General features: G+C 70.7%; 19 protein-coding genes and 1 pseudogene. 10 read left to right on the top strand and 10 right to left on the bottom strand.

The genetic code is table 11. The features are described 5' to 3' along the window. The first annotated feature begins 96 nt into the window (after nucleotides 1-96). Nucleotides 97-1,380: a hypothetical protein gene (locus ACQEWB_RS04530; RefSeq protein WP_432827267.1), complete on the top strand. Its 1,284-nt coding sequence runs from the start codon at nucleotides 97-99 to the stop codon at nucleotides 1,378-1,380. A 6-nt stretch (nucleotides 1,381-1,386) separates the two neighbouring features. Here the strand turns inward: ACQEWB_RS04530 and ACQEWB_RS04525 are convergent, their stop codons facing one another. Together ACQEWB_RS04525 and ACQEWB_RS04520 are read right to left on the bottom strand one after the other, a co-directional pair. Then, nucleotides 1,387-1,611 (bottom strand): helix-turn-helix domain-containing protein, encoded by a 225-nt coding sequence (locus tag ACQEWB_RS04525; RefSeq protein ID WP_432827265.1) that lies wholly within the window; start codon nucleotides 1,609-1,611, stop codon nucleotides 1,387-1,389. Then, on the bottom strand, nucleotides 1,608-3,161 hold the full coding sequence (locus ACQEWB_RS04520; RefSeq protein WP_432827263.1) for a GAF domain-containing protein: 1,554 nt from the start codon (nucleotides 3,159-3,161) through the stop codon (nucleotides 1,608-1,610). Before ACQEWB_RS04520 ends, ACQEWB_RS04525 begins: the two co-directional genes overlap by 4 nt. 169 nt (nucleotides 3,162-3,330) lie before the next feature. On the opposite strand from ACQEWB_RS04520, the gene ACQEWB_RS04515 reads away from it, so the two are divergent. From ACQEWB_RS04515 to ACQEWB_RS04475, 9 genes are all read left to right on the top strand, one after another. Beyond that, nucleotides 3,331-5,079, top strand: a complete 1,749-nt coding sequence (locus tag ACQEWB_RS04515) for an FAD-dependent oxidoreductase (protein WP_432827261.1) — start codon at nucleotides 3,331-3,333, stop codon at nucleotides 5,077-5,079. 19 nt (nucleotides 5,080-5,098) lie between these two features. After that, a complete protein-coding gene (locus tag ACQEWB_RS04510; protein WP_432827259.1) occupies nucleotides 5,099-5,950 on the top strand; it encodes an intradiol ring-cleavage dioxygenase in 852 nt (283 codons plus the stop codon). After that, nucleotides 5,947-7,017, top strand: coding sequence for a maleylacetate reductase (locus ACQEWB_RS04505; protein WP_432827257.1), 1,071 nt, complete (start codon nucleotides 5,947-5,949; stop codon nucleotides 7,015-7,017). The genes ACQEWB_RS04510 and ACQEWB_RS04505 overlap by 4 nt, the downstream gene beginning before the upstream one ends. 25 nt (nucleotides 7,018-7,042) lie before the next feature. Then, a complete protein-coding gene (locus ACQEWB_RS04500; RefSeq protein WP_432827255.1) occupies nucleotides 7,043-7,954 on the top strand; it encodes a YceI family protein in 912 nt (303 codons plus the stop codon). Between the two features lie 118 nt (nucleotides 7,955-8,072). After that, nucleotides 8,073-9,158 carry an S-(hydroxymethyl)mycothiol dehydrogenase gene (locus tag ACQEWB_RS04495; protein WP_432827253.1) on the top strand — a complete coding sequence of 362 codons (1,086 nt, stop codon included), beginning with the start codon at nucleotides 8,073-8,075 and terminating at the stop codon, nucleotides 9,156-9,158. Continuing rightward, nucleotides 9,158-9,790 carry an MBL fold metallo-hydrolase gene (locus ACQEWB_RS04490; RefSeq protein ID WP_432827251.1) on the top strand — a complete coding sequence of 211 codons (633 nt, stop codon included), beginning with the start codon at nucleotides 9,158-9,160 and terminating at the stop codon, nucleotides 9,788-9,790. The genes ACQEWB_RS04495 and ACQEWB_RS04490 overlap by 1 nt, the downstream gene beginning before the upstream one ends. 200 nt (nucleotides 9,791-9,990) lie before the next feature. After that, nucleotides 9,991-10,353, top strand: coding sequence for a bifunctional 3-phenylpropionate/cinnamic acid dioxygenase ferredoxin subunit (locus ACQEWB_RS04485; protein ID WP_432827249.1), 363 nt, complete (start codon nucleotides 9,991-9,993; stop codon nucleotides 10,351-10,353). Continuing rightward, on the top strand, nucleotides 10,350-11,513 hold the full coding sequence (locus tag ACQEWB_RS04480) for an NAD(P)/FAD-dependent oxidoreductase (protein WP_432827247.1): 1,164 nt from the start codon (nucleotides 10,350-10,352) through the stop codon (nucleotides 11,511-11,513). The genes ACQEWB_RS04485 and ACQEWB_RS04480 overlap by 4 nt, the downstream gene beginning before the upstream one ends. Nucleotides 11,514-11,556: 43 nt before the next feature. Then, nucleotides 11,557-12,687: an aromatic ring-hydroxylating oxygenase subunit alpha gene (locus ACQEWB_RS04475; protein ID WP_432827245.1), complete on the top strand. Its 1,131-nt coding sequence runs from the start codon at nucleotides 11,557-11,559 to the stop codon at nucleotides 12,685-12,687. 1 nt (nucleotide 12,688) lies between these two features. Here ACQEWB_RS04475 and ACQEWB_RS04470 read toward each other — a convergent pair whose 3' ends face one another. The 8 genes and pseudogenes from ACQEWB_RS04470 to ACQEWB_RS04435 form a co-directional block, all read right to left on the bottom strand. Then, nucleotides 12,689-13,435, bottom strand: a complete 747-nt coding sequence (locus tag ACQEWB_RS04470) for an IclR family transcriptional regulator (protein ID WP_432827243.1) — start codon at nucleotides 13,433-13,435, stop codon at nucleotides 12,689-12,691. Between the two features lie 178 nt (nucleotides 13,436-13,613). Beyond that, a complete protein-coding gene (locus tag ACQEWB_RS04465) occupies nucleotides 13,614-13,766 on the bottom strand; it encodes a hypothetical protein (protein ID WP_432827241.1) in 153 nt (50 codons plus the stop codon). Between the two features lie 383 nt (nucleotides 13,767-14,149). After that, nucleotides 14,150-14,926: pseudogene (locus ACQEWB_RS04460) on the bottom strand (SDR family oxidoreductase); the annotation flags it as partial. A 105-nt stretch (nucleotides 14,927-15,031) separates the two neighbouring features. After that, a complete protein-coding gene (locus ACQEWB_RS04455) occupies nucleotides 15,032-15,967 on the bottom strand; it encodes an LLM class F420-dependent oxidoreductase (RefSeq protein ID WP_432827239.1) in 936 nt (311 codons plus the stop codon). Nucleotides 15,968-16,132: 165 nt separating this feature from the next. After that, on the bottom strand, nucleotides 16,133-18,025 hold the full coding sequence (cysN, locus tag ACQEWB_RS04450) for a sulfate adenylyltransferase subunit CysN (RefSeq protein ID WP_432827237.1): 1,893 nt from the start codon (nucleotides 18,023-18,025) through the stop codon (nucleotides 16,133-16,135). Continuing rightward, nucleotides 18,025-18,927, bottom strand: a complete 903-nt coding sequence (gene cysD / locus ACQEWB_RS04445; RefSeq protein WP_432827235.1) for a sulfate adenylyltransferase subunit CysD — start codon at nucleotides 18,925-18,927, stop codon at nucleotides 18,025-18,027. The genes cysN and cysD overlap by 1 nt, the downstream gene beginning before the upstream one ends. 2 nt (nucleotides 18,928-18,929) lie before the next feature. Further along, nucleotides 18,930-19,964: a hypothetical protein gene (locus ACQEWB_RS04440; RefSeq protein ID WP_432827233.1), complete on the bottom strand. Its 1,035-nt coding sequence runs from the start codon at nucleotides 19,962-19,964 to the stop codon at nucleotides 18,930-18,932. Between the two features lie 15 nt (nucleotides 19,965-19,979). Then, the gene (locus ACQEWB_RS04435) at nucleotides 19,980-21,125 is read right to left on the bottom strand and encodes a sulfotransferase family protein (protein WP_432827231.1); all 1,146 of its coding nucleotides are present in this window, start codon (nucleotides 21,123-21,125) and stop codon (nucleotides 19,980-19,982) included. Nucleotides 21,126-21,273 lie beyond the last annotated feature (148 nt).

Here is a 21,273-nt window from a genome sequence, read left to right as displayed (position 1 = left end):
GAGATCCGTGCACCGAGTGGTGTTCCTTACCTCCGCACAAGCAACCCACAGTCCCGCGACCCCCTCTTCACGGATGTCGGAGAGGAAGGACGGGACGTGCGGAAGCGGGATACGGCCGGCGCCGTGCCCAGGGACGGGGCGCGGATCGGCCGCATCGGCCGCTATCCGGTGCGCCTGCACAACGCGCTGCTGACCCTGTGGACAGCCGTCTGGTTCGTCGTCGCGGAACGCCATGGAGCCGTGTCCTGGCACTACCTGAGAACCGGTCAGCAACTCCTCTTCAACCAGATCCCCGGCGGCGGCCTCGCGCTCTACGCCAACCACCCCGAGCTCCAGATCGGCCCGGTCAGCTTCCTGGTCGCCGGACTGTTCGCGCCGTTCCCGGCCGGTCTCGGCGAGAAGCTCGCCGACGCGTTCATGTCCGGCCTGGGCCTGTACATGCTGGTCCTGGTCGGCCGTGCGGCCGCCGACCACTACCGGGGAACGGGCCTCAACCATAAGCGACTTCAGCAGCGCGTGCTGATCGCCGGGGCGGCCTTCATCCCCATGTGGGTGGAGGTCGCGGTCCGCTTCGCGCACCTCGACGACGTACTGGCGCTCTTCTTCACCACACTCGCCTTACGAGCGCTGGTGCGCGGCAGGGCCACGGCGGTGGGCGTCTTCCTGGCCCTGGCGGTGGACTGCAAACCCTGGGCGGTCGGCTTCCTGCCCCTCCTGCTCGCCCTGCCACGGCCCGCCCGGCTGCGCTCGGCCGCGTGGGCCGCGGGCCTGGTCGCCGCCGCCTGGCTGCCCTTCTACCTCACCCACCTCGACACGCTGGCCGCCGCCCGCTTCACGATCCCCAACCAGCCCGCGTCGTCCCTGCGTTGGTTCGGTGTCCACGACGCCGCCACCCCCTGGTGGGACCGCCCCGCCCAGATGGTCCTCGGCATCGCCCTGGGCACCCTGGCCGTACGTCGGCACCGCTGGCCGGCGGTCGTGCTGCTCGCCGCCGACGCCCGCATCGTCCTGGACCCGAGCGTGTACACGTACTACAACGCCTCGGTCCTCCTCGGCACCCTGATCTGGGACTCGATCGGCCAGCGCCGCCTGGTCCCGTGGGTCAGCTGGATCGCCCTGATCTCCCTCTACGGCAGCGCCCTGGTGATCCCCTCCGACCCCACCCAGGGCTTCATCCGCCTGGCCTTCGCGGTCGGGTCGGCGGCCTATGTCCTGTGGTGGCCCCAGCGGACGCCCCGCAACCGGCGCCGGGGACGTGCGGCACCTGCGCCGGGACCGGCGCCGGGGCGGGTCCGGCCGGAGGTTCCCGCGGCGACGGCGCACGGTGGGCAGCGCGGACGCGCCGTCGACGCGCTGGGCGGGCGCCGGAGCCGGTCCTGACGGGGCTCAGCCCCGGTATCCCCGCAGCTTCCGGTACAGCGTCGCGCGGGCGATGCCCAGGGACGCGGCCGTGCGGGCCTTGTTGCCGCCGTGCAGGCGCAGGGCCTCCAGGATGGCGGCGCGCTCGGCGTGCTCCATCGGGCTCAGCGGCCGGGGTGCGGGACCCTCACGCACCGGGTCCGGCAGCTCGGCCCGCCGGACCGGGCCGGTCGCCCGCCGGTGCTCGGTCAACGCCCGTACCAGATGGGCGAGTTCCGTGACATTGCCGGGCCAGGAATGCTGCTCCAGGGCGCGCAACGCGTCCAGCGTCCAGGTGAGCGGAGGGTGCCCCGGCTCAGGCCTGGGAGCAAGGGACGTGAGCAACTCCCTGATGTCGTCCGGCCGTTCGCGTAGCGCGGGGAGCGCGACCGACCGGGCCGCCAGGGTGTCCAGGAGCCGCTGGAGACAGGGACCGGGTGGTGTTCCGGGGTGTAGGTGACCAGCAGGGGGGCGCCCGGACGTGTATCCAGGAGGGAGTTGAGGGCCGCCGTGTCCGGCTGCGCGAGACGCTCGACATGACGGATGAGGAGTGCACGGCCGTTCATCAACTCGTCCGTCCCGGCGGCGAGTTCGGTCTCCGCCGCGTCCACGACCAGAAGCTCCGTGGCCAGTTCCCGGGCCAGTGAGGTCTTCCCGGTGCCCCGCTCGCCGACGAGCAGCAGCGGCTCCGGCGACCGTGCCAACTCCACCGCCCGGCCCACCGCATGCCGCCACGGCACCGATCGCCCGGCCAGGCCTGCCACCGTCGGCGCGGCGGCCGTGACGGCCGTATGCCCCACCGGATCCAGCACCCCGACCGCGCCGACGACCGAACCCCGGTGCAGCACCGGCGTGAGCGTCGCCGCCGCGCATCCGGCGCCGTCCGGCAGTCGGATGCGGTACGAGGATGCGCGCGTCGCGGCTCCCGGACCGTTGGCGCGACCCGCCGTCGTAACGGACGACGGCGTACCTTCCCCCAAGTCCCGCACCAGACCGACCGCACCCTGTTCCAGCGCCTCCAGCCCTTCCGGCGACAGCACCTCCCCGGCAGCCTCGCTGACCAGTCGACTCCGGCCGTCGAGCGCGACGACCGCGCGCCCCCGCTCTCCCGCGGCCCTCAAGTACGCGTCCAGCAGCACCCGTTCGGGCGTCCGCGACCGCGCGAGGAGCTCCGCCTCCACCGCGCTCACCGCGGCCTCCGCCAGCGGAGCGCCCGGATGCGGGCCGCACTCGGCGCAGAGCGGACAGGCGACCGTCACCGTGCCCAGCGGCCGGCCGGTCTCCGGCGCCCGTACCGGCACACTCACCGCGGAGAGGTCCTGCCACAGGTCGAGGAAGTGCTCGGGGCCGTGCACCTCGGCGCGGCGATGTGTGTGCAGTGCGAGGGCCGCGCTGTTGTGGCCGACCACCTGCTCGGAGAGGTCCTGGCAGGGGTCGCCCGGCCCGAAACCGCCCGCCCACAGCACCCGGAGGCGGTGGTCGGTGAGGACGAGGGACATCCGGCCGGTGCCGAGGGTGGGGGCGATCCGTTCGAGGACGGGCCGGGCCGCGGTCAGCAGGGGTGACTCGGGCGCCCCGGCGGGGCCGGCCGGGGACGGGTTCGCCGCGTCGTGCCGCACGCCGAAGAAGCGGGCACGCTTCCACGCGGCGACGACCTCCTCCGGTATCCCGTCCGGGAGTTGCCGCCCCAGCAGGAAGAGCTCGCGGGCCCTGCGCAGGGAGGCGAGCGTGGGGCGGACGGAGGGAAGCTCGGCGGTGGTCACGACACGGCCAACCCTACCGGGAACGGTTGAACAGGCAACAACCTGTCCCGCAACGACCCGTCCCACGGCCGACCATGCGCACTGTCTCGTATTGAGACACCCGACTTCCCGCGCCCGGTCACATGATCTTGAACAGTCGGTGCCTGTTCTCATTCCCTGGAGCGTCCCCGTGCACACCGTCGAGCCCGATGTCGTGACCGACGTGCTCATCGTCGGCAGTGGCCCCGCCGGCGCCTCCGCCGCGCTCGCCCTGAGCACCTACGGCGTACCGAACATCGTCGTCACCCGCTACGCGCGCCTCGCCGACACACCCCGCGCGCACATCACCAACCAGCGGACGATGGAGGTGCTGCGCGACCTCGGCGTCGAGGACGAGGTGATCGCCCGGGCGACGCCGCAGCGGCTGATGGGCGACACGACCTTCTGCACCAGCCTGGCCGGCGAGGAGCTCGGCCGGGTCCGCTCCTGGGGCAACGACCCGCTCGTCCAGGCCGCCCACGAACTCGCCAGCCCCACCCGCATGTGCGACATGCCCCAGCACCTCATGGAGCCGGTGCTCATGGACGCGGCCGTGGCGCGCGGCACGAACCTCCGCTTCAGCACCGTCTACAAGTCCTTCGTCCAGGACGACTTCGGCGTGACCGTCACCGTCGAGGACCTGCTGCGCGGCGACGAGTACACCATCCGTGCCAAGTACCTGATCGGCGCCGACGGCGGCCGCTCGCAGGTCGCCGAGGACGCCGGGCTGCCGATGGGCGGCCAGATGGGCGTGGCCGGCAGCATCAACATCGTCTTCGACGCCGACCTGACCAAGTACACGGCCCACCGGCCCTCCACCCTCTACTGGGTGCTGGCCCCCGGCGCCACCGTCGGCGGCATCGGCGCGGGCCTGGTGCGGTGCGTGCGGCCCTGGAACGAGTGGCTGATCGTGTGGGGTTACGACGTCACGGCCGGCGCCCCCGACCTGACCACCGAGTACGCCGAGTCGATCGTCCGCCAACTGGTCGGCGACGACGACATCCCGGTGACCATCAAGTCCTCCTCGGCCTGGACCGTCAACGAGATGTACGCGGAGACCTACTCCGACGGCCGCGTCTTCTGCGCCGGCGACGCCACGCACCGCCACCCGCCGTCCAACGGCCTCGGCTCCAACACCTCGATCCAGGACTCCTACAACCTGGCCTGGAAGCTCAAGCTCGTCCTCGACGGCACCGCCGCCCCGAGCCTGCTGGACACCTACACCGCCGAACGCGCCCCGATCGGCCGGCAGATCGTCACCCGCGCCAACAAGTCCATCGGCGAGACCGCTCCCATCTTCGAGGCGCTGGACGGACTCTCGCCCCAGACCCCCGACCAGCTGTGGGCCAACATCGCCGCCCGCAAGGACGACTCCGAGGCCGCGCAGAAACAGCGGGCCAGGCTGCGCGAGGCGATCGCCTTCAAGGTGTACGAGTTCAACGCGCACGGTGTCGACCTCAACCAGCGCTACACCTCCGCCGCGATCGTCCCCGACGGCACCCCCGACCCCGGCTTCGACCGCGACCCCGAGCTGCACCACCGGCCCAGCTCCCGCCCCGGCGCCAAACTCCCGCACGCCTGGATCACCTCGGGCACCCGCACCCTCTCCACCCTCGACACCGTCGGCCAGGGCCGCTTCACCCTGCTCACCGGCATCGGCGGCGCGGACTGGATCCGGGCGGCCGGGAACCAGGATCTCGACATCGCGACGGTCGTCATCGGCCCCGGCCAGGAGTACGAGGACCCGTACGGCGACTGGGCGCGCCTGAGCGAGGTGGTCGACGGGGGAGCGCTGCTCGTACGCCCGGACGGTTACGTCGCCTTCCGGTGCCCGACGGCCGCCGCGGACGCCGAGCGGCTGCTGACCGAGGCGGTCCGGCGGATCCTCGGACGCGCCTGACCGGAAGGACCTCCCGCACATGAGTACCGACCTCACCCGGGCGGTCGTCGACAGCCTCGACGGCACGGCCGACCCCCGCCTGCGCGAACTGCTCGCCTCCCTCACCCGCCATCTGCACGCCTTCGTCAGGGAGACCGGGCCGACGATGGCCGAGTGGGAGCGGGCGATCGACTTCCTGACGGCCACCGGGCAGACCTGCACGGACACCCGGCAGGAGTTCGTGCTCCTGTCGGACGTGCTCGGCGTCTCGATGCTCGTCGAGACGATCAACGGCGACGGGCACGGCACCGAGAGCACGGTCCTCGGCCCCTTCCACATGACCGAGTCCCCGGTCCGGGAACTCGGCGCGGACATCGACCTGGTGGGCGGCGGCGAACCGTGCGTGGTCAGCGGCCGGGTGCTCTCCCTGGACGGCACCCCGCTGCCCGGCGCGGGCCTCGACGTCTGGCAGGCGAACGCCGAGGGCTTCTACGACGTCCAGCAGCCGGAGGTCCAGCCGCCGGGCAACGGGCGCGGGCTGTTCACGGCCGACGCCGAGGGCCGCTTCTGGTTCCGCACCTGCGTGCCGAGCCCGTATCCCATCCCCACCGACGGCCCGGTCGGCGACCTCCTCCAGGCCACCGGCCGTCACCCCTACCGCCCGGCCCACATCCACTTCATCGCCTCGGCCGAAGGACACGCGCCGGTCACCACGCACATCTTCGTCGCGGGCACCGACTACCTCGACTCGGACGCCGTGTTCGCCGTCAAGGAGAGCCTGGTGCAGGACTTCGCCGAGACCGACGACCCAGCCCTGGCGCGGGAGTTCGGCATCCCGAACCCGTTCCGGCACGCCCGCTTCGACCTCGTACTCAACCCGGCTCGATCATGAGGGAGTTCGTGCACGAGACCCGGCCCGTGCGGGTGGTCCTGCGGGCCGGCGCCGCCGGCGCCGCGACACCTCAAGAGGCCCAACACCTGGGTCTGCGGCGGCTGTTGGTGGTCAGCGGGCCGCGGGGCGCCGAGACCGCCCGCGCCGTCGCGGACGCGCTGGGCGATGCGTGCGTCGGGGTGCATGCCGAGGCACGTATGCACGTGCCCGCCGAGGTCGCCGAGCGGGCCGTCGACGTGGCGCGTTCCCTGGGCGCCGACGGGTGCGTGGCCGTCGGCGGTGGCTCCGCGATCGGGCTCGGCAAGATGATCGCCCTGCGGACGGGACTGACGCTGATCGCCGTGCCCTCCACCTACTCGGGGTCCGAGATGACCCCGGTCTGGGGCCTGACCGAGAACGGCGCCAAGCGGACCGGCCGCGACCCCTCCGTCCTGCCCCGCAGCGTCGTCTACGACCCCGAGCTCACCCTCTCGCTCCCGGTCGGCCTCACGGTGACCAGCGGCATCAACGCCGTGGCGCACGCGGCCGAGGCGCTGTACGCGCCGGACGTCTCACCGCTGATCGCGCTGACGGCCGAGGAAGGCGTACGGGCCATGACGGGCGCCCTGCCCGAACTGGTCGCCGACCCGGAGGACCCGGACGCCCGGGGCCGTGCCCTCTACGGTGCCTGGCTGTGCGGTGCCGCGCTCGGCGCGACCACCATGGGCCTGCACCACAAGCTCTGCCATGTCCTCGGCGGCACCTTCGGCCTCCCGCACGCCGACACCCACACCGTCGTCCTGCCGTACGCCCTCGCCCACAACGCGCCCGCCGCGCCCGAGGCGATGGCCGCGCTGGGCCGAGCCCTCGACACCGAGGACGTTCCGGGCGCCCTGTGGGATCTCGCCCGTCGCCTCGGCGCTCCTCGCTCGCTGGCCGAACTCGGCCTGAAGGAAGCCGACTTGGCCGTCGCGGCCGGCGAGGCGACCAGCCGGACGTACCCCAATCCGCGGCCGGTCACCACGGAGGGCGTGCTGGACGTACTGAGAACCGCCCACCGGGGCGACCGGCCGCACACGAAGTACTGACCGACGAAACCGAAAGGTGAACACCATGCCCCTCGGACTGCTCCGGCGGCGATTCAGGAATGCCCCCGGAAGCGCCGCGGGCCTCACGCTTCCCGTCCCGGCCGGCGCGGGTGTCGTCGTCCGCGAGGTCCTGGACCCGGTGAACCAGCCCCTGGGCGGCGCCGACGTGACGGTGACGGAACTGCGCAGCCACCAGGTCGCGGCCCGCGGCACCACGGACCCCTACGGAATGTTCATGGCCGTACTGCCGCCCGGCGACTACAGCGTGATGATCCTTGCGGAGGGGCTGGAACCGCACCGCGAGACCGTGCCGGTCCTCGCCGACGCCGGTGTCGCCCCGCAGCGCGTCTGGCTCCAGCCGGGCCGGCAGGCCGACCTCCCGGTCCCCGGCACCTGGCTCTTCGACCCGCCGCACACCGCGATCCGGTTCATCGCCAAGCATGTCGGCATGGCCCATGTGCACGGCCGGTTCGAGCGCTTCGAGGGCGGCATCCAGGTCACCCAGGACGTCTCCGACTCCCGCGTCCACGTGCGCATCGACGCGTCCAGCATCACCACGGGCAACAACACCCGGGACGCCCACCTGAGGTCCGCCGACTTCCTCGACGTCGACAACTTCCCGTACATCGACTTCAGGAGCACGCGGTTCGCCTTCCGGGGCGGCAGCAAGTGGTCCCTCAATGGCACCCTGACCATGCACGGCGTCAGCCGGTCGGTGTCCCTGGACACCACCTACCTGGGCATGGTCAACGGCGGCTACGGCGAGGAACTGCGCTGCGCCGCCCTCGCCAAGGCGGAGCTGCACCGCGAGGACTACACCCTCAACTGGCGGTCCATGCTGGCGCGCGGTATCGCGGTGGTCGGACCGACGGTCCAGCTGGAGCTCGACGTCCAGGCGATGTACCGCACCCACGACACTCCCACGCCCCCGGAGTAGGGGCCTTCCCCGTTCTTGACCGCCGGTCTGCCCTCCACGATGCTGTGTTGCGGCACGTGCTCTGCGTGCCGTAATGAGCAACATCGGACTCAGGTCTCGTACCAGTCGAGGAGTGGCCATGTCTCAGCAGGTCCGCGCTGTCGTCGCACGGGCGAAGGGCGCCCCGGTCGGCCTGGAAACGATCATCGTGCCGGACCCCGGCCCGGGCGAGGCGGTGGTCAGGATCGAGGCCTGCGGGGTCTGCCACACCGACCTCCACTACCGCGAGGGCGGCATCAACGACGAGTTCCCCTTCCTGCTCGGGCACGAGGCGGCGGGCGTCGTGGAGTCGGTGGGGGAGGGCGTCACGGACGTCGTTCCCGGCGATTTCGTGATCCTGAACTGGCGTGCGGTGTGCGGTCAGTGCCGGGCCTGCCTGCGCGGACGGCCGCAGTACTGCTTCAACACCCACAACGCCAAGCAGAAGATGACCTTGCTGGACGGCACCGAGCTGTCCCCGGCCCTGGGCATCGGCGCCTTCGCCGAGAAGACGCTGGTCGCGGCCGGGCAGTGCACCAAGGTGGACCGGGCCGCCTCGGCCGCCGCGGCCGGCCTGCTCGGCTGTGGCGTGATGGCGGGCATCGGCGCCGCGATCAACACCGGCAACGTCGGGCGCGGTGACTCGGTCGCCGTCATCGGCTGCGGTGGTGTCGGCGACGCGGCGATCGTCGGGTCGAGCCTGGCCGGTGCGGGGAAGATCATCGCCGTCGACATCGACGACCGCAAGCTCGCCACCGCCCAGAAGCTGGGCGCCACCCACACCGTCAACTCGCGCGAGGGCGACCCGGTCGAGGCGATCCGCGAGCTGACCGGCGGCTTCGGCGCCGACGTCGTGATCGAGGCGGTCGGCCGCCCGGAGACGTACAAGCAGGCCTTCTACGCCCGCGACCTCGCCGGAACCGTCGTGCTCGTCGGCGTGCCCACCCCGGAGATGAAGCTGGAGCTGCCGCTCCTCGACGTCTTCGGGCGCGGCGGCTCGCTGAAGTCCTCCTGGTACGGCGACTGCCTGCCCTCCCGCGACTTCCCGATGCTCATCGACCTCTACCTCCAGGGCCGCCTCGACCTGGACGCCTTCGTGACCGAGACCATCGCCCTGGACGAGGTGGAGAAGGCCTTCGAGCGGATGCACGGCGGCGATGTGCTGCGCTCGGTGGTGGTGCTCTGATGGCCGAGGCCCGCATCGAGCGCCTTGTGACCTCGGGGACCTTCTCGCTGGACGGCGGCACCTGGGACGTCGACAACAACGTGTGGATCGTCGGCGACGACCAGGAGGTCGTCGTGATCGACGCGGCCCACGACGCCGACGCCATCGCCGAGGCGGTGGGCGGGCGGCGGATCAAGGCCATCGTCTGTACGCACGCGCACAACGACCACATCGACGCCGCCCCCGAACTCGCCGAACGCACCGGCGCCCCCGTCCTCCTCCATCCGGACGACCTGCCGCTGTGGAAGCAGACCCACCCCGACCGGGCGCCGGACGCCGAGCTGGCCGATGGGCAGATCCTGGTGGTCGCCGGGGTCGAACTGACCGTGCTGCACACCCCCGGCCACGCCCCGGGCGCGGTCTGCCTGTACGCGCCCGCCCTCTCCGCGCTCTTCAGCGGCGACACGCTCTTCTCGGGCGGACCGGGGGCCACTGGACGGTCGTACAGCCACTTCCCGACCATCATCGAGTCCATCCGGGAACGGCTGCTGACCCTGCCCGGCGACACCGTCGTGCACACCGGTCACGGGGACACGACGACCGTCGGCGCGGAGGCGCCGCAGCTTCCGGACTGGATCGCCCGCGGTCACTGACCGCCTGACCTGCACAAAGGCACTGATTCCGGTGCCGACCCCTGCTCCCATCGTGTTGCTTATAGCGCTGTTGGTTGCGTAAAGAGCAACATGCGGAAGGGGTCATCCGGGCCTCGGAACTCCTTGACAAGGGTTCTGGCCCGACCTCAGACTGATGTTGCGCTTACCGCAATCCGTTTCGCTATACGCACCGAGGTGTCATGATGATTCCCGTGTGTCGTCTCGCGGATCTCCCGCGAGGCGAGGCCCTCCGGCTCGACATCGATCCGCCGGTCTCGGTGTTCCACACCGACGACGGCGAGGTCTTCGCCATCGACGACACCTGCACTCACCAGGACGCCTCGCTCGCCGACGGCTGGCTGGAGGGCTGTGAGGTGGAATGCCCGTTGCACGCATCGAAGTTCGACCTGCGCACCGGCGCCGTGGACGCCCCACCGGCCAAGCTGCCGGTGCGGACGCACGAGGTCGTGATCGAGGACGGGACGATCTACGTACAGGTGTCCGCGGACGCGCCCAACCTGCCCCCCTGCATCGCCTCCCGGCTGGCCGGAGGTCCCGCGTGAGGACGGTGGCCGTCGTCGGCGCGTCGCTCGCGGGCCTCTCGGCGGCGCGCTCGCTGCGCAAGCAGGGTTACGACGGTCGGCTCGTCGTCATCGGCGACGAGCTCCACCGCCCGTACGACCGGCCGCCGCTGTCCAAGGAGTTCCTGGCCGGCACACTCGGCGAGGCGGACCTGGTGCTGGAGTCGGACGGCGAGGACCTCGGCGCGGAGTGGCTGCTCGGCACTCGCGCCACCGGCCTCGACCGTACGGACCGCACCGTCCGCCTCGCCGACGGCCGGGAGGTGCGCGCCGACGGCGTGGTCATCGCGACCGGCGCCGCGGCGCGCACCCTGCCCGGCTCCGAGGGCCTCGCCGGGGTGCACACCCTGCGCACCCTGGACGACGCCCGCGCCCTGCGCGACGAACTCGCCCGCGGCGGACGTCTGGTGGTGATCGGCGGCGGCTTCATCGGCGCCGAGGTCGCCTCCACGGCGTACACCCTCGGGCTGGACGTGACGGTCGTCGAGGCGGCTCCGACCCCGCTTGCCGGGCCACTGGGCGAGACCATGGGCACCATCGTCTCCGCACTCCACGCCGACCACGGTGTACGGCTGTTGTGCGGGGTCGGCGTCAAAGGGCTGAGCGGGGAGACCCGCGTGGACGCCGTCCTGCTGGAGGACGGCCGCAGCATCCCCGCCGACATCGTGGTCGTCGGCGTGGGCGCGCGGCCCTGCGTCGAGTGGCTGGAGGGTTCCGGCGTCGAGCTCGACAACGGGGTGAAGTGCGGCGCCGACGGCCGCACCAGCCTGGCCGGTGTGGTCGCGGTCGGCGACTGCGCCAACTGGTACGACCCCCGAGCGGGCCTGCACCGCCGCGTCGAGCACTGGACCGGCGCCCGCGAGCGGCCCGACGCCGCGATCGCCACCCTGCTGGCCGGCGGCGCGGTGGAGCCGGGTCTGCCCCGGCCGCCGTACTTCTGGTCCGACCAGTACGGCGTGAAGATCCAGTTCGCCGGTCACGCGGCCGGCGCCGACAGCGTCACCGTCGAGGAAGGCGCCGCGGACGACCGCAACGTCCTCGCCGTCTACCGGCGCGGCGGAGAACCGGTCGCCGTGCTCGGGATGAACCAGCCCCGCCTGTTCATGCGCTGGCGCAAGCAGCTCGCCGCCGTGACGTCGTAACCCCTGTTCCTGATCCCTCCCCGACGTTCCCGAGGAGTGCACCGTGACCTCGACCAGCCTGCCGGACAGCCTGATCGCCACCCTCCCCGGCTCCGCCTACACGGATCCCGGCATCTTCGCCCAGGAGCAGGAGCGCATATTCGAGACCATGTGGTTCTGCGCCGTGCGCGCCTCCGAGCTGGCCAAGCCCGGTGCCTTCCGCACGGTCGACGTGGGGCGGGAGAGCATCCTCATCACCCGGGCCAGGGACAACAGCATCCGCGCCTACTTCAACGTCTGCCGGCACCGCGGCGCCAAGCTCTGCACCGAGGAGAGCGGCGAGGTCAAGCGCGCCTTCCAATGCCCGTACCACGCCTGGACCTACGGCCTGGACGGCAAACTCGTCGCCGCGCCCAACCTGACCAAGATGCCCGACGTCGGCCGTACCGAGTACGGCCTGGCGAGCGTCGCCGTGCGCGAATGGCTCGGCTACGTCTGGGTGTGCCTCGCGGAGAACCCGCCCTCCTTCGAGGAGGACATCATGGGGGCGGTCGTCGAGCGGCTGGGCGACGTCGAGTCGATCGACCACTACGACATCGACAACCTCTCCGTCGGCAAGCGGATCGTCTACGACGTGCAGGCCAACTGGAAGCTCATCATCGAGAACTTCATGGAGTGCTACCACTGCGCCACGATCCACCCCGAACTCACCGAGGTGCTCCCGGAGTTCGCCGACGGCTACGCGGCTCAGTACTACGTCGGGCACGGCGCCGAGTTCGGCGAGGAGGTCCAGGGCTTCACCGTGGACGGCAGCGAGGGTCTCGACCGCATCCCGGGTGTCGCGGACGACCAGGACCGCCGCTACTACGCGATCACCGTCAAGCCGCAGGTCTTCATCAACCTCGTACCGGACCATGTCATCTTCCACCGGATGTACCCGATGGCGCACGACCGCACGGTCGTCGAGTGCGACTGGCTCTACCTCCCGCACGTCGTCGAGAGCGGCAAGGACGTCAGCCGGTCCGTGGAGCTGTTCGACCGGGTCAACCGGCAGGACTTCGAGGCGTGCGAACGGACACAGCCCGGCATGAGCTCCCGGATGTACGCCAAGGGCGGGGTGCTGGTGCCCAGCGAGCACCACATCGGTGCCTTCCACGACTGGGTGAACGAGCGGCTGGGCATCGCCCAGGGGTGACTCAGCCCAGATAGCCCATGCGGTGGCTGATCTCCTCGGCGCCCTTGAGCAGCACCGGGGAGAGCTCGTGCAACCGCTCCTCGGTGAAGCGGTACGAGGGGCCGGACGCGCTGAGCGCGGCGACGACCTCGCCATCCTGGTTGCGGATCGGGGCGGCCATCGCGTGCAGGCCGATCTCCAACTCCTCCAGGGTCCACGAGTAGCCGCGCTCGCGGGCGTCGGCGAGGTTCTTCTCCAGCTTCGCCTTCGCGGTGATGGTGTGCGGGGTGACCTTCTTCAGGCCGGCCTCCGCCAGCAGCACGGTCCGCTCCTTGGCGGGCATGTGCGCGAGCAGGATCTTGCCGCTGGACGTGGCGTGCAGCGGGGTCAGCTCGCCGACCCAGTTGTGCGCGGCGACAGCCGCCGGGCCGCGCACCTGGTAGAGGTTGATCGCGAAGTGCTCCTGCATCACGGCGATGTTGATCGTCTCGCCGATCTCCTCGGCGAGACGCTCGCAGACCGGGCGGCCCTGCTGCGTGATGTCCAGACGTCCGGTGACGGCGCCGGCCAGGCGCACGATCCCGAAGCCGAGCCGGTACTTGCCGCGCTCGCCGGCCTGCTCCACCAGTCCACGCGCCTCCAGGGCGCCGAGCAGACGGAACGCGGTGGACTTGTGAACATCGATCTCGGCGGCCACCTCGCTGACGCCGGCCTCGCCACGGTGGGCCAGGATCTCGAGGACGCTGATGGCTCGGTCGACCGACTGCACTCCGCCGGCCTGCGAATTTGACGTTTCGGTGTCTTGGCTGTGGTTGCTCACAACGAAACTATACGCGCAGTACGGCACAACCCGATGAGAGTCGAGACGCTGACCAGGGCCTTTACCCAGGTAAGGGTCGATTCATGCGCCGGGGTGCTTGCCGGCTCCGGCCGGGGTCGAACCGGCGTCAGGTTTCCGCTTGTTCGCTCTGCTCGCCCGGGAGGAGGAGCCGGTGCGCGGCGGTCAGCAGGAGTTCCCGCAGCTCCTGGCGGGGAATCCCGTCGATTCGCCGCGAGGTCCCGCTGAAGAGCAGCCCGCCTCCGGTCATCGTGACGGCCACTCGCCGGTCCTTCCAGGGCCACGTCCAGTCGGCGGCGCGGGTCGGGTTCCGTCTCGGCGGCGTCGAGGAACTCGGTCAGCCGCGCGAAGACCGGCTCGAGCACTGCCGAGACGATGTCCTCCTTCGCCTTGAAGTGATCGGCTCGGATCGGATTCCTCATGCACCGCATTCTTCTGAGCACGTTCCTCATGGACGTTCCCGCCGACGTCCACGACCCGACGCCGGCGTTCTGGTCCGGGGTCCTGAACGCGCCGACCAGGTTCACGGGCATGCCCGGCGCGGGTGGGATGAGTGCGACGGAGGGGAGGGGCGTGACCCTGTTGCGACGCACGCCCTCGGACCCCTGGGCGGGTCCACGCATCCGCGGGCCTCCCGTCAGTTCATCCACTGGCCGCCGGCCACGTCGATGGTCTGCCCGCACATGTAGTCGGCGGCCTCCGAGGCCAGGTACGCGACCATGTTGGCGACCTCCTCGGGCAGGCTCACACGGCCGAGCTGGACCTGCTGGGTGATCGACTCCGCGATGGAGTTGCGAGCCGCGTGGTCCTGTTCGGACTGCGGGTCGAGGATCCGCTGCTTCAGGTCCGGCTTGATCATGATGCCGGGGGCGACGCCCAGCACGTTCACCCCACGCGGGGCCATCTCGTGCGCGAGGTTGCGGGTGAAGCCGATGACGCCGGCCTTGCAGGAGTTGTAGACCACCAGACCGCGGTTCTGGACCCGCCCCCGACGGCCCCGATGTTGAGGATCCGTCCCGAGCCCTGGGCCAGCAGATGCTCCACCGCCGCGTGCGCGCCGTACATCAGCATCGTCAGGCTGCCGAGCACGGTCTGGTCGATCTCCTCCTTCGTCTGCTTCTCGAAAGGTCCGGCCACCACCATCACGGGGTTGTTGACCATGATGTCCAGCCCGCCGAGCGCGTCCCGGCTCTCGACCACCGCGCTGTGCACCTGGTCCCAGTCCGACATGTCGGCGCGGATCGGCACGGCCCTGACACCCCAGCGCTTCTCGATCTCCCCGGCCCGGCGCTCCACCTTCTCCAGGGTCCGGCCGATCAGGGCGACATCGGCGCCGAGTCCCGCGAGGCGATTGGCGATCGCCTGCCCCAGGCCGTCGCCGCCGGCGCCGGTGACGATCGCCTTCCTTCCGGTCAGGTCCATCAACTCGGTCACGCGTTTGTCGATGATGTGCGTCGGCAGCCGGTCGAAACCGAGCATCTGAATCCAGTCCTGCGACTCCACGTCCATGAGGATCTCCGTTTCTGTCTATCGCCGAAGGGGGGTTCGATGACTCGTTTGGAGGTAGGTCGCCCCGAAGGCCTCGATGAATTCCAGCGTGGCGGTGGGTTCCGCGGTCGGGCTGGACACCAGCACGGTGGTCACGCCCGCCTTCTCGATCTCGGACAGTGCCTCGCGATGCCGGTCGGCCTCGGCCTCGGACGTCGGTGCGGCGAGGGCGGCGTCCCGGTATGAGTACTGCACCTCGATCGGGTCCGTACGGCCGGCGGCGCGCGCCGCGTCACGGACCTCCTTGATCATGTCGGCCAGTTGCGCCAGCGAACCGATGGCGGGCGTCCGTGCCGTGGCGCTGAGCTCGGGCGGTCCGATCAGCGGCATCCAGCCCTGTGCGCGCTCCGCCACGCGGCGCCGGGTCAGCTTCGAGTTGCCGCCGATCCAGATCGGGACGGGGTTCTGCACCGGCCGGGGGAGGGCGATGACCTCGCGAGCCTCGAAGTGGCGGCCGCGGTAGCTGAACGGTTCGCCGCTCCAGTGGAGGGGGAGCACGTCGAGGGCCTCGTCGAACAGGGCGTTGCGCTCCGCCATGTCGACACCGAGCGCGAAGAACTCGGACTTCAGGTATCCCGTGCCCAGCCCCAGCACGAGTCGGCCGCCCGAGAGCTTGTCGAGGGTCGCCGCCGACTTGGCCAGCAGGAAAGGATTCCGGTACGGGGCCACCGCGAGGTTCGTGTGCAGGCGCAGCCGTTCCGTCGCGGCCGCGACATAGCCGAGGGCGACGAACGGATCGAGGCTCTGATGCCCGCCGTTGGCCAGCCAGCGGGCGCTCGGTACCGGATGCTCGCTGAGGCAGAAGCCGTCGAACCCGGACCGCTCGGCCGTCGTGGCGACCTCGCGCAGTGAGCCGACGTCGAGCATGTCCCGCTCGGTGCCGGTCGTCTCCGGGTAGTGGTAGAGAAAGCGCATCGTTACCTCGTTGCGGGTCGGGAATCCGGCGCGGGGGAGACGTCCCGGAGGGCGTCGAGCACGGCGTCGGACAGTTCCGGGCGGCAGATCAGGGGGTCGGGCAGGGAGGGGTCGATTCCGCCTCGGCGGTGAGCGCGGCGGCGAGTTCGTGGTCGTCCCGAGTGGTCATGGCTCCTCCCGCGGGGGTGCCAGGACGCCGGCCCGGCGGAGGTGGGCGACGACGAGGTCGGCCGAGGTCTCGGCGGGGACGGTGCCGCCCGCGTCGAGGCGCAGTTCGGGGGACTCGGGTGGTTCGTAGGGGGAGTCGATGCCGGTGAAGTGGACGAGTTCGCCGCGCCGGGCCTTGGCGTAGAGGCCCTTGCGGTCACGGGCTTCGGCGATGTGCAGGGGCGTGTCGACGTGGATCTCGATGAACTCGCCCTCGCCCAACAGGCCGCGGGCGAAACGGCGTTCGGCCCGGAACGGCGAGATGAACGAGGCCAGCACGATGATCCCGGCGTCCACCATGAGCTTGGCGACCTCCGCGACGCGGCGGATGTTCTCGACCCGGTCGGCGTCGGTGAAGCCGAGGTCCTTGTTGAGGCCATGGCGCATGTTGTCGCCGTCGAGGAGGTAGGTGTGGTGGCCCTCGTCGTGCAGTCGCTTCTCGACGAGGTTGGCGATGGTCGACTTTCCGGCGCCGGACAGGCCGGTGAACCAGAGGACGGCGGGGCGTTGGCCCTTGCGGCGGGCGCGGGCCTGCTTGTTCACCTCGACGGCCTGCCAGTGCACGTTGTGCGCGCGGCGCAGGGCGAAGTCGAGGAGACCGGCGGCGACGGTGGCCCGGGTGAGGCGGTCGACGACGATGAATCCGCCCATGTGCCGGTTGGCGGTGTAGGGGTCGAACGGGACGGGCCGGTCGAGGCGGATGTTGCAGACGCCGATCTCGTTGAGCTGGAGGGTGCGGGTCGCCGTCTGCTCCAGGGTGTTGACGTTCACCTTGTACTTCGGGCGGTCGATCGCGACCCCCGTGCTGCGGGTGCCGAGTTTGAGCAGGTAGGGCCGTCCGGGGAGCATCGGCTCCTCGCTCATCCAGACCAGATGGCACTGGAACTGGTCGGCCACGCCGGGCGGTTCGAGGCTCGTGGCGATGACATCGCCCCGGCTGACGTCGATCTCGTCGGTGAGGGTCAGCGTGACCGACTGGTCCGCACCGGCCTCGTCGAGGTCCCCGTCGGCGGTGACGATTCTGGCGATCGTGCTCTCCTGCCCGGACGGCAGCACCCTGACCCGGTCGCCGGGCCGCGTGGTGCCCCCGGCGATCTGCCCGGAGAAGCCGCGGAAGTCGAGGTCGGGCCGGTTGACCCACTGCACCGGCAGGCGGAACGGGCGGGCGGACAGGTCGTCGGTGGCGTCCACGTCCACGGACTCCAGGTGACCGATCAGGGTCGGCCCGGTGTACCAGGGCGTCTGCGGGCTGGGCTCGGTGATGTTGTCGCCCTGAAGCGCGGAGACCGGGATACAGGTGATGTCGGTCAGGCCGATGCCGGCGGCGAAGGCCCGGTAGTCCGCCTCGATGCCGGTGAAGACGTCCTGCGCGTAGCCCACCAGGTCGAGCTTGTTCACGGCCAGCACGATGTGCCGGATGCCCAGCAGCGACACGAGGTAGCTGTGCCGGCGGGTCTGGGTCAGCACGCCCTTGCGGGCGTCGACGAGGATCACCGCGAGGTCCGCGGTGGACGCGCCGGTGACCATGTTCCGGGTGTACTGCTCGTGCCCCGGTGTGTCCGCCACGATGAACTTCCGCCGCTCGGTGGAGAAGAACCGGTAGGCGACGTCGATCGTGATGCCCTGCTCCCGCTCGGCGGCGAGCCCGTCGACCAGCAACGCGAAGTCGAGATCGCCTCCTTGGGTCCCGACCCTCTTCGAGTCGGCTTCCAGCGCGGCGAGTTGGTCGGCGAACACCAGCTTCGAGTCGTAGAGCAGTCGGCCGATGAGCGTGCTCTTCCCGTCGTCGACACTGCCGCACGTGATGAAGCGGAGCAGTGACCTGTGCTCGCTACCCTCGGGCCCCGTCATCAGAAGTAGCCCTCCTGCTTCTTCTTCTCCATCGAACCGGAGGAGTCGTTGTCGATCACCCGGCCCTGCCGCTCCGAACTCGTGGTGAGGAGCGTCTCCTGGATGATCCCCGTCAGCGTGGTGGCCGTGCTCTCCACGGCTCCGGTCAGCGGGTAGCAGCCCAACGTGCGGAAACGGACGTTCCGTTGGCGGGGGACTTCACCCGGGCGGAGCCGCATCCGCTCGTCGTCGACCATGATCAGCGCCCCGTCCCGTTCCACCACGGGACGACGGGCGGCGAAGTACAGCGGCACGATCTCGATCCGCTCCCGCTCGATGTACTGCCAGACGTCCAGCTCCGTCCAGTTCGACAACGGGAAGACACGCACGCTCTGCCCGGGTCGTGTGCCGACGTTGTACGCCCGCCACAGCTCCGGCCGCTGCGCCTTGGGATCCCAGCGGTGCTGCTCGGACCTGATCGAGAACACCCGCTCCTTCGCCCGGGACTTCTCCTCGTCCCGGCGGGCCCCGCCGAACGCGAGGTCGAACCCGTGCTGGTCCAGGGCCTGTTTGAGCCCCTCGGTCTTCCACATGTCCGTGTGCGTCGACGAGCCGTGGTCGAAGGGGTTGATGCCGAGCCGTACGCACTCCGGGTTCTGATGGACGATCAGCTCGACACCCAGGTCCGCCGCCACCTTGTCCCGGAACTCGTACATGGCCCGGAACTTCCACGTCGTGTCCACGTGCAGCAGCGGGAACGGCGGCCGCGACGGATAGAACGCCTTCGTCGCCAGGTGCAGCAGCACCGAGCTGTCCTTGCCCACGGAGTAGAGCATCACCGGCCGTTCGCTCTCGGCGACGGCCTCCCGGAAGATCTGGATGCTCTCCGCCTCCAGGCGCTGCAGGTGCGTCAGTCGCCCCATGGCTACGACCAGTCGATCTTGTCGCGCATGGTGGAACGTTCGAGCATGCCGTACGTCTCCTCGCCGTCCCAGCGATACCGCACCCCGCCCTGGTACAGGACGGGGAAGTTGGGCATGGTCGGCCGGTGGACGACGTCGAACGTGGACACCGCCGTCTCGCCCTCGATCCGGGTCCGCCCGAGCTCGGACTCGAAGACGACCGACACGTCCTCGCCGGTGGGCTGCAACCTGCCGAGCCAGGGGGCCTCGACCACCCGGGCGGGAATGAGCGGCCCGTCTCCCTCGTACAGGAAACCCTCGTTGAACGTCGGCTGCCCGTCGTCGCGCGGCGGATACGCGATGTAGCCGAAGGCCCGGCCGCTGGGGAACAGCGCCGACTGCCAGCAGTGGCCCCGGAATTCGGTGAGGTCGCGCACGCCCTGGCGGCGAATGCGCAAGCCGCTGCCGGTGAAGCCGTGCTGTTCGTCGGCGACGCGCAGGGTCCCCTTCGCGCGGAAGAGCTGCTCGTAGCGCGGGCCGCCCATGAGGCCGCCCTCCTCCGAGTTCTCCAGCCTCTCGCGGGCCTCCGTCAGGAGCGATCCCTGGATCCACGGGGGCACCGCCATGGTCGCCTCGACGTGGAACTCCACCTCGACCCGCGGCCCGTCGGGTTCACCGGCGATCAGTGCCTTGGTCGTGGTCCGCGCCGCCGTACCGTGGAAGTCCGCGGTCCAGGTGCGGAACGGTTCGACGCACCGGAACGCGAGCGGGCCGGTGCCGAGGACGGTCGGGCGGCCGTCGATGTCCAGCGGGGAGTGCGAGCGCCCCGAGTCGCGCAGCCGGTAGACCCGCCCGTCGGGAAAGGCGATGTTGAGCTGGAGCAGGTGGTCGTCCCAGTCGGACGCGACCGCCTCCACGGCGACCCGGGGTATGCCCAGTTCACCCCGGTCGTCGGAGATCCACATACTGGCCGAGTCCCGCATCTCGGGGTTCTCGGGGCGTTCGGCGAAGACCTGTTCGCGTGCCGCGTCCAGTGCGCCGGTGAGATCGATGGCCATGTCGGGGCTCTCCTTTCAGCGCGCGGTCCAACGCCGCATCTGCGTGGTGTAGTCGGCGAACAGCGGGCGGATCCCGTCGATGTCGAGACCGAAGTAGGCGGGATCGGGGTGGGTGTTCGGCTCGCGTTTCTCGCTGTTCTCCGTCCACCACCGCTGCATGCCGGCCTCGAACTCCTCCGTGACGGGCTCACCCAGCCAGGCGTAGAGCTTGCGGATCTCACCGACCGGATCGCGGTGCATCGCCCGGAAGTCGATGTCGAAGAACCGGTCGTCACGGCCCGCCGCACGGAACGCGAGGGTGCGGCGCATGCCGACCGTCCAGTGCTCGACGTTGAGTTCGCCGATGTAGTGCGGGTCGATCTCGTCGCAGAACGAGCGGGCCACCGCGGCGTAGAGGTCGGCGACCGAGACCACGACCTCGGTGGGGTCCCGGTGGGTCATCACGAACCGCGCGTCGGGGAAGGCGCGGTCGAGGTGGTCGAGGAAGAGCAGGTGGGTCGGGCACTTCAGCCGCCAGGGCTGCTGAGGGAAGCCCCACTGGAGCAGCTTGAGTGCGCGCACCTCGTACTGGTACGTCGACGTGAGATCGGCGTCGAGCAGCCATGTCGAGTAGGAGGGCAGATAGGCGTACGCCTGGAAGATATGGGCCTTGAAGTCGAGCGCCATGAGGCTCTGACACTCCGTCGGACCGTCGGCGCTGGCCGGTACGAGTGCCCCGCGCCGCGGTGACGTCCTGGTCCGCTCCTCGACGGTGGCGCGGCCGGCCTCGATCCGGGAGTCGGCTCCGAGGACGGTGGACGGCGGCGGACACGGCCGCTCCGCCTCCCACATCCGCAGCGACCTGGCGTTCGGGTCCTCGGCCAGCAGGAACGACAGCGCGGTCGAACCGGTGCGGGGCAGCCCGAGACCGATCAGCGGTGCGACGATCCGTTCGTCGTCGATCTCCGGGTGGCGCCGGTACCAGTCCTCGATCTGCAGACGTTGTGTCAGCAGCCGGACCAGGTTGGCGCGCAGCGCGGTCTGGCCGTGGGCGTTGAGGCGGGCTTCCTCGTGCAGTGACCGCACGAGGATCTCCAGCCCTTCGCGGAAGGAGTCGTCACCGAAGTCGTCCAGTCCGGTGTCGGCGCGGGCCGCGTCCAGCAGTTCGTCGTGCAGTCGCATGGGGAACTCCCCTCAGCCGGTGTCTACCGTCGCTTGCCGTGCACGGGGCGGCGCCGGGCACGCCGGAGACAGCCTCGGCGCAGGCCGTCGCCTGTACTGGGATCGGGTGGAAGGCCGGGTCTACGCGGCTGCCCCCGGTGCGGTCCGG

It is taken from the genome of Streptomyces sp. CA-249302 (assembly GCF_050936785.1).
Classification (GTDB): domain Bacteria; phylum Actinomycetota; class Actinomycetes; order Streptomycetales; family Streptomycetaceae; genus Streptomyces.
Note: the sequence above shows the minus strand (reverse complement) of the source record. Positions and strands in the feature narration are given on the sequence as shown.

Excerpts from the sequence above, each read along its gene's own strand:
- ACQEWB_RS04510 (WP_432827259.1), top strand. The coding sequence starts at position 5,099 with ATGAGTACCGACCTCACCCGGGCGGTCGTCGACAGCCTCGACGGCACG.
- ACQEWB_RS04505 (WP_432827257.1), top strand. The coding sequence starts at position 5,947 with ATGAGGGAGTTCGTGCACGAGACCCGGCCCGTGCGGGTGGTCCTGCGG.
- ACQEWB_RS04500 (WP_432827255.1), top strand. The coding sequence starts at position 7,043 with ATGCCCCTCGGACTGCTCCGGCGGCGATTCAGGAATGCCCCCGGAAGC.
- ACQEWB_RS04495 (WP_432827253.1), top strand. The coding sequence starts at position 8,073 with ATGTCTCAGCAGGTCCGCGCTGTCGTCGCACGGGCGAAGGGCGCCCCG.
- ACQEWB_RS04490 (WP_432827251.1), top strand. The coding sequence starts at position 9,158 with ATGGCCGAGGCCCGCATCGAGCGCCTTGTGACCTCGGGGACCTTCTCG.
- ACQEWB_RS04485 (WP_432827249.1), top strand. The coding sequence starts at position 9,991 with ATGATGATTCCCGTGTGTCGTCTCGCGGATCTCCCGCGAGGCGAGGCC.
- ACQEWB_RS04455 (WP_432827239.1), bottom strand. The coding sequence starts at position 15,967 with ATGCGCTTTCTCTACCACTACCCGGAGACGACCGGCACCGAGCGGGAC.
- cysN (WP_432827237.1), bottom strand. The coding sequence starts at position 18,025 with ATGACGGGGCCCGAGGGTAGCGAGCACAGGTCACTGCTCCGCTTCATC.
- cysD (WP_432827235.1), bottom strand. The coding sequence starts at position 18,927 with ATGGGGCGACTGACGCACCTGCAGCGCCTGGAGGCGGAGAGCATCCAG.
- ACQEWB_RS04440 (WP_432827233.1), bottom strand. The coding sequence starts at position 19,964 with ATGGCCATCGATCTCACCGGCGCACTGGACGCGGCACGCGAACAGGTC.
- ACQEWB_RS04435 (WP_432827231.1), bottom strand. The coding sequence starts at position 21,125 with ATGCGACTGCACGACGAACTGCTGGACGCGGCCCGCGCCGACACCGGA.